We start from the raw sequence: 7020 nt of genomic DNA, 5'->3' as shown, positions 1-7020 counted from the left end.
GCGCCCGCCATCGCCCGGCCGGGAACGCGGCGGCGGCCGGCGGGCGCTCGCCCACCGGCCGCCGAGGGGGGTCCCCCGTGGGGTCAGAGAGTGCCGCGGAAGGTGTCGCAGGACTTCGGGTCGCCGGTGGAGTAGCCCCGGGTGAACCACTCCTTGCGCTCGGCGGAGGAGCCGTGGGTGAACTCGTCCGGGTTCACCGGCCGGTTGGCCCGCTTGGAGATGGCGTCGTCGCCGATCTTCTCGGCGGTGTCGATGGCCTGCTGGATGTCCTGCTCGCTGATGCTGGTGAAGATCTTCTGGCCGCTCGCGTCGGCGGTGCCGGTGGCGTTCTTGGCCCAGGCGCCGGCGTAGCAGTCGGCCTGCAGCTCCAGCTTCACCGACAGCGCGTTGGCGTTGTCCGGGTCGCGCTGCTGCTGGCGGCGCATCTGGGCCTCGGTGCCTAGGAGGTCCTGCACGTGGTGGCCGTACTCGTGGGCGAGCACGTACGGCTGGGCGAACTCGCCGGAGGCGCCGAGCTGCTGGGCGAGCACCTGGTAGAAGGTGAGGTCGATGTAGACGAGGTCGTCGGCGGGGCAGTAGAACGGGCCGACGCCGGAGTCGGCCTGCCCGCAGGCGGTGTTGACGCCCTGGCTGAAGAACACCGTCCGGGACGGGCGGTACTGCTCGCCGAACGCCTCGGGCAGGGCCTTCTGCCAGTACGCCTGGATGGAGTTGACGTAGAGGGCGTTGCGGCAGTCGAGCTGCTGGAGCGCGTCCTCGGCCGAGCACTTCTGCTCCAGCGACGTGTTGTCGCCCTGCGGCTCGTCCCCGCCGTTGGTGGCCGCGTTGAGGCCGAAGCCGCCGCCGACGAGCGCGACGAGCACCGCGATGACGAGGCCGACGATGCCGCCCCGGCCGCCGCCGATCGGGATGGGGATGCCGCCCAGCCCACCGCCCCCGCCGGATCCTCGCCGGTCGTCCACCTGGCTGGTGTCGATCCGCGCGTTCTCGTTCAGCTCCATGTCTACCCCGATCGCGTTCTGAGGCGTTTTGGTGGTTGCGGTACCGGACCGGGTCCGGACGACGTTTCGGGTACCCGATGATCTTGATTGGTAATCCGGACGGGCGGCCGGGCGGCGCCCGGTACACTTGCCCCGTGCTGCTCTGCGAAGGCTGAACCGCCCCGCGCCGACGGGCCTCGTGCTCGCCGGCGCTTTCGCGTGCCCTGAGTCAGCCCTTCCAGACCCCGAGAGCGAGTCCTCCGACATGATCACTGCAACCGGCCTGGAGTTGCGCGCCGGCGCCCGGATCCTGCTGTCCGACACCACGCTGCGGGTGCAGCCGGGTGACCGGATCGGCCTGGTCGGCCGCAACGGCGCCGGCAAGACCACCACGCTCAAGGTGCTCGCCGGCGAGGGCCAGCCCTATGCCGGGCAGATCGACCGGCGCAGCGCCATCGGCTACCTGCCGCAGGACCCGCGCACCGGCGACCTGGAGGTGACCGGCCGCGACCGGGTGCTCTCCGCGCGGGGCCTGGACGTGCTGATGGCCCAGATGAAGGAGATTGAGGCCAAGCTCGCCGACGACGCCGACGACAGGCTGGTCCGCCGCTACGGCGCGCTGGAGGACCAGTTCGCCTCGCTCGGCGGGTACGCCGCCGAGGCCGAGGCCGCCCGGATCTGCGCCAACCTCGGCCTGCCGGACCGGGCACTCGCGCAGACCATCGGCACGCTCTCCGGCGGTCAGCGCCGTCGCATCGAGCTGGCCCGGATCCTGTTCCGCGACGCGGGCGAGAACGGCGGCGGCATCCTGCTGCTCGACGAGCCGACCAACCACCTCGACGCCGACTCGATCACCTGGCTGCGCAGCTTCCTCGCCAACCACAAGGGCGGCCTGATCGTGATCTCCCACGACGGCTCGCTGCTGGAGTCGGTGGTCAACAAGGTGTGGTTCCTCGACGCCACCCGCTCCGTGGTCGACGTCTACAACCTGGGCTGGAAGGCGTACCTGGAGGCCCGGGAGACCGACGAGCGGCGCCGCCGCCGGGAGCGGGCCAACGCCGAGAAGAAGGCCGGCGCGCTGATGGCGCAGGCCGACAAGATGCGGGCCAAGGCCACCAAGACCGTGGCCGCGCAGAACATGGCCCGGCGGGCCGAGAAGCTGATCTCGGGCCTGGAGGAGGTGCGCGTCGCCGACCGGGTGGCGAAGGTGCGCTTCCCGAGCCCGGCCCCGTGCGGCAAGACCCCGCTCACCGCGACCGGCCTGTCGAAGTCGTACGGCTCGCTGGAGATCTTCACCGACGTGAACGTGGCGGTCGACCGGGGTTCCCGGGTGGCCATCCTGGGGCTCAACGGCGCCGGCAAGACCACCCTGCTGCGGATGCTCGGCGGCCTGCTGCAGCCGGACACCGGCGAGGTGCACGCCGGTCACGGCCTGCGGCTCGGCTACTACGCGCAGGAGCACGAGACCCTCGACGTGGACCGTACGGTGCTGGAGCACATGCGCAGCGCCGCCATCGAGCAGACCGACACCGACCTGCGCAAGATCCTCGGCGCGTTCCTGTTCTCCGGCGACGACGTGGAGAAGCCGGCCGGGGTGCTCTCCGGCGGCGAGAAGACCCGGCTGGCGCTGGCCACCCTGGTCTGCTCCGGGGCGAACGTGCTGCTGCTCGACGAGCCGACGAACAACCTCGACCCGGTCAGCCGGGAGCAGGTGCTCGACGCCATCGCCCGCTACCCGGGCGCGATCGTGCTGGTCACCCACGATCCCGGCGCCGTGATGGCCCTGAAGCCCGACCGCGCCATCCTGCTGCCCGACGGCGACGAGGACGCCTGGAGCGACGACCTGCTCGAACTGGTCGAACTGGCCTGACCCACCCGCCTGACCCACCCATCCCGCCCCCATCCCGACCGCGTTGATCATGAGGTTGTCGTCGCGACACGCCAGGGCGGAGCGCGGCAATCCCATGATCGACCCGACCTGCGGGGGCCGGGGTGGGGGTGGTCAGCGCAGCAGGTCGAGCAGGTGGGGCAGGACCCCCGAGGTGGCCAGGATGACCACACCGATGGCGATGAAGACCGCCGGGACGAGCCGGTGGCCCACCCGCCCGACCAGCCGGACCACCCGGGGATGGCCGCCCAGCCAGGCGCCCGCCGCGCACCACAGCGCGATGAGCACGACGAAGACGAGCAGGAAGACCGCGCTGTCGGCGGGGCCGAGGGCGCGGAACACCGGCACGTAGACGGCGATGTTGTCGGCGCCGTTGGCGATCGTCACCCCGGCCACGCCGAGGGCGGAGCCCACCACCGCGGGGGTCTCCTCGGCGTCGCGGTCGAGCAACGCGCGGACGCCCAGGGCGACCGGGAGCAGGCCGAGCAGCCCGGGCCACGGCTCGGGCACCACCAGCAGGCCGGCCGCGACCACGGCGCTGGCCAGCGCGAGCGCGCCGATGCCCAGGTACTGCCCGGCGACGATCTGCCAGGTGCGGGGCCGGCCGGTGGTGCGGGCGGCGACGAAGAACAGCGTCAGGACGACGATGTCGTCGATGTCGGTGGCGGCGAACACCACGGCGGCGCCGGCGGCGGTGCCGAGCAGGTCGATCACGCCAGCAGGGTACGGCGCACGGGGTGGCCCGGCTCGGGCGCGCCACCGTCCTCGCCACCCGTCACATCCGGGCCGCGGGGGTGCTCGGGCCTGCCGGTGACGTCGTGAGCATCACGCTATCGGGAAGCTGACATTGCATAGCGTGTCGGTTGGCGAAGAGTTGATATCTGGCGCATGATCGTCCGAGGCGGTCTAATAGGTGGGACCGTATCCGAACCGCACAGTCTGGGACGTGAGGACACAGCATGGCAGCCACTGGCACAGCCACCAGCACTGAGAAGGGTCGCCGGATCGTCGGAGCCGAGCGTCAGACGCTCGCCAAGGACCTGGTAAAGCGGTACACCTCGGGTGAGAGCATCCGCGCGCTCGCGGCCTCGACCGGCCGTTCCTACGGGTTCATCCACCGGGTGCTCACCGAGTCCGGGGTCCAGCTGCGGCAGCGGGGCGGCGCCCGACGCCGCAAGAAGGCGTGACCCGCCCACCAGCGTCGTCCATCATCGCCGTTCCCCAGGTCTCTCGGTGACCGCTGAGACGACCGGGGTCCGGCTGGAATGCGACGGGCCGGTCGCGACGGTCACGTTGTGCCGGCCCGACGTGCTCAACGCCCAGACCCCGGCGATGTGGCGCGCGATGAGCGACTTCTCCCGGGACCTGCCCGGCGACGTACGCGTCGTGGTCGTCCGCGGTGAGGGGCGGGCGTTCTCCGCCGGCCTCGACCTGTCGGTGGCCGGCGCCTCCGGTCCCGGGTCGTTCGCCGAGCTGGCCACCCTGCCCGAGCAGGAGTGCGCCGACCGGATCGCCGAATACCAGGGCGGCTTCACCTGGCTGCACCGCCCCGACGTCGTCACCGTCGCCGCCGTGCAGGGACACGCGATCGGCGCCGGCTTCCAGTTGGCGCTCGCCTGCGACCTGCGAGTGCTCGCCGAGGACGCGAAGCTCTCCATGGCCGAGGTGACGCTGGGCCTGGTCCCGGATCTCGCCGGCACCGGGCGCCTGGTCGACCTGGTCGGCTACAGCCGCGCGCTGGAGATCTGCGCGACCGGCCGGCGGATGGACGCCGCCGAGGCGGACCGGATCGGCCTGGCCACCCTGGTGGTGCCCACCGCGGAGCTGGACGCCGCGGTGCGGGACCTGACCGCCGGGCTGCTGGCCAACGACCGCAACGCGGTGGTGGAGATCAAGGCCCTGCTGGCCGGCGCGACCGGCCGTCGCGCCGCCGACCAGCAGCGGGCCGAGCGGGAGGCGCAGACCCGCCGCCTGCGCGACCTCGCCGGGCGGGGAGAGTAGCCGGTAAGGACCGTTCGGGAAGATCAGGGTCACGGCCGAGGTTGTCACAGTCGTCGGGAGAATTGGCCTGACGGTGCGGTCAGCCCGACGACCCGGAGGTGAACGTGTCCAACCCGATGTCCGGCGGCGGCATGGCCGGTTGGAGCATGCTCCGGTCGATGCGCAACCGCGACGAGATCTCCGCCCACCGGCTCAAGCGCGGGGTGGCCCGCCGGATCGTGGCCTTCGCCGGGCCCTACCGCCGGGACATCGTCGTCTTCCTGGTCACCGTCGTGCTCGCCGCGGTCATCGGGGTCGCCACCCCGGTGCTCGCCGGCGACGTGATCGACACGATCACCCGGGGCGGCACCGACGCCGGCAACGCGGTGGTCCGGCTGGCGCTCGTCATCGCCGGGCTGGCGGTTCTCGACGCGCTGCTCTCGCTCGCCCAGCGCTGGTACTCGGCCCGCATCGGCGAGGGCATCATCCTCGACCTGCGCACCCGGGTCTACGACCACGTCCAGCGGATGCCGCTGCAGTTCTTCACGCGTACCCAGACGGGCGCGCTGGTCAGCCGGCTCAACAACGACGTGCTCGGCGCGCAGCGGGCGTTCACCTCGACGCTGTCCGGCGTCGTCAGCAACGTCATCCAGCTCGTGCTGACCGCCGCCGTCATGTTCACCCTCTCCTGGCAGATCACCGCGCTCTCGCTGGTGCTGCTGCCGGTCTTCATCATCCCGGCCCGTCGGGTCGGCAAGCGGCTCGCCGAGATCACCCGGGAGTCCTACAACCTCGACGCGAAGATGAACGCGACGATGACCGAGCGGTTCGGTGTCTCGGGCGCGTTGCTGGTGAAGCTCTTCGGTCGGCCCGAGGTGGAGGCGCGCCGGTTCGCCGGGCGCGCCGAGCGGGTCCGCGACATCGGCATCCAGTCGGCGATGTACTCGCGGACGTTCTTCGTGGCGATGCTGCTGGTCGCCTCGCTGGCCCAGGCGCTCACCTACGGTCTCGGCGGCTGGCTGGCGGTCACCGGCAACGTCAGCGCCGGCACCGTGGTGACCCTCGCCCTGCTGCTCACCCGCCTCTACGGCCCGCTGACCGCGCTGTCCAACGTCCGGGTCGACGTGATGAGCGCCCTGGTCTCCTTCGACCGGGTCTTCGAGGTGCTCGACCTGAAGCCGACGATCCAGGAGCGGCCCGACGCCGTGCCGGTGCCCCGTGGCGCCGGTCGGATCGAGTTCCGCGACGTCCGGTTCCGCTATCCCAGCGCCGCCGAGATCTCGCTGGCCTCCCTGGAGGAGGTCGCCGCCCTCGACCGTACGGTCAACGAGCCCGTGCTCAGGGGCGTCTCGTTCGCGGTCGAGCCGGGACAGATGGTGGCACTGGTCGGCCCCTCCGGCGCGGGCAAGTCGACGCTGTCCATGCTGGTGTCCCGCATCTACGACGTCACCGACGGTCAGGTTCTGGTGGGCGGGGTCGACGTCCGCGACGCCACCCTCGACTCGCTGCGTGACGAGATCGGCGTGGTCACCCAGGATTCGCACCTGTTCCACGAGACCATCGCCGAGAACCTGCGCTACGCCAAGCCGGACGCCACCGACGACGAGATCTGGGCCGCCCTGGCCGGGGCGCAGGTCGCCGACCTGGTCCGGGCGCTGCCGGAGGGGCTGGACACCCTGGTCGGCGAGCGCGGCTACCGCTTCTCCGGCGGCGAGAAGCAGCGCATCGCCATCGCCCGGCTGCTGCTCAAGGCCCCGTCGATCGTGATCCTCGACGAGGCGACGGCGCACCTCGACTCGGAGAGCGAGGCCGCCGTGCAGCGGGCGCTGTCGGTGGCGCTGACCGGGCGTACCGCGCTGGTCATCGCGCACCGGCTGTCGACCGTCCGCGACGCCGACCAGATCCTGGTGCTCGACGGGGGGCGGATCGTCGAGCGGGGACGGCACGAGGAGCTGGTGGCCGTGGGCGGGCTCTACGCCGAGCTCTACCGCACCCAGTTCGCGGTCGCCGACTCGCCCACCCCGTACGCCGACGCGACCGGGCCCGAGCCGGTGGCCGTGCCGCCGCTGCGGCCCTACCTCGCCGACGAGGCGCTGCCGCCGGCCGCGGCCAACTGACCCCGGTCGGCCGGGTGCCGCTGGCCCCGGCCAGTGCCGCTGGCCCGGCCGACCG

Annotated in this window: 6 protein-coding genes; 4 read left to right on the top strand and 2 right to left on the bottom strand. The window is 72.2% G+C overall.

Annotated elements, in window-relative coordinates:
• Positions 1-83 precede the first annotated feature (83 nt).
• Positions 84-1001 carry a KPN_02809 family neutral zinc metallopeptidase gene (gene ypfJ / locus V6U77_RS24940; protein WP_334609113.1) on the bottom strand — a complete coding sequence of 306 codons (918 nt, stop codon included), beginning with the start codon at positions 999-1001 and terminating at the stop codon, positions 84-86.
• Between the two features lie 244 nt (positions 1002-1245).
• Here ypfJ and V6U77_RS24935 point away from each other — a divergent pair, with 244 nt between their 5' ends.
• Positions 1246-2850: an ABC-F family ATP-binding cassette domain-containing protein gene (locus tag V6U77_RS24935; RefSeq protein ID WP_334609112.1), complete on the top strand. Its 1605-nt coding sequence runs from the start codon at positions 1246-1248 to the stop codon at positions 2848-2850.
• Between the two features lie 132 nt (positions 2851-2982).
• Here V6U77_RS24935 and V6U77_RS24930 read toward each other — a convergent pair whose 3' ends face one another.
• The gene (locus V6U77_RS24930; RefSeq protein WP_334609111.1) at positions 2983-3582 is read right to left on the bottom strand and encodes a cadmium resistance transporter; all 600 of its coding nucleotides are present in this window, start codon (positions 3580-3582) and stop codon (positions 2983-2985) included.
• Between the two features lie 245 nt (positions 3583-3827).
• On the opposite strand from V6U77_RS24930, the gene V6U77_RS24925 reads away from it, so the two are divergent.
• The 3 genes from V6U77_RS24925 (at position 3828) to V6U77_RS24915 (ending at position 6965) form a co-directional block, all read left to right on the top strand.
• Positions 3828-4055, top strand: coding sequence for a helix-turn-helix domain-containing protein (locus V6U77_RS24925; protein WP_007462679.1), 228 nt, complete (start codon positions 3828-3830; stop codon positions 4053-4055).
• A 46-nt stretch (positions 4056-4101) separates the two neighbouring features.
• Entirely contained in the window at positions 4102-4869 is a 768-nt protein-coding gene (locus V6U77_RS24920; protein ID WP_334609110.1) for an enoyl-CoA hydratase/isomerase family protein, read from the top strand.
• Positions 4870-4985: 116 nt separating this feature from the next.
• Entirely contained in the window at positions 4986-6965 is a 1980-nt protein-coding gene (locus tag V6U77_RS24915; protein WP_334609118.1) for an ABC transporter ATP-binding protein, read from the top strand.
• The last annotated feature ends 55 nt before the right edge of the window (positions 6966-7020 follow it).

It is taken from the genome of Micromonospora sp. CPCC 205546, from assembly GCF_036902715.1.
GTDB lineage: Bacteria > Actinomycetota > Actinomycetes > Mycobacteriales > Micromonosporaceae > Micromonospora.
The sequence above is the reverse complement of the archived record's forward strand: the minus strand, read 5'-3'. Positions and strand labels throughout refer to the sequence as shown.

What these genes read in the sequence shown, in the direction of transcription:
- ypfJ (WP_334609113.1), bottom strand. Translation starts at nt 1,001, where the DNA reads ATGGAGCTGAACGAGAACGCGCGGATCGACACCAGCCAGGTGGACGAC.
- V6U77_RS24935 (WP_334609112.1), top strand. Translation starts at nt 1,246, where the DNA reads ATGATCACTGCAACCGGCCTGGAGTTGCGCGCCGGCGCCCGGATCCTG.
- V6U77_RS24925 (WP_007462679.1), top strand. Translation starts at nt 3,828, where the DNA reads ATGGCAGCCACTGGCACAGCCACCAGCACTGAGAAGGGTCGCCGGATC.
- V6U77_RS24915 (WP_334609118.1), top strand. Translation starts at nt 4,986, where the DNA reads ATGTCCGGCGGCGGCATGGCCGGTTGGAGCATGCTCCGGTCGATGCGC.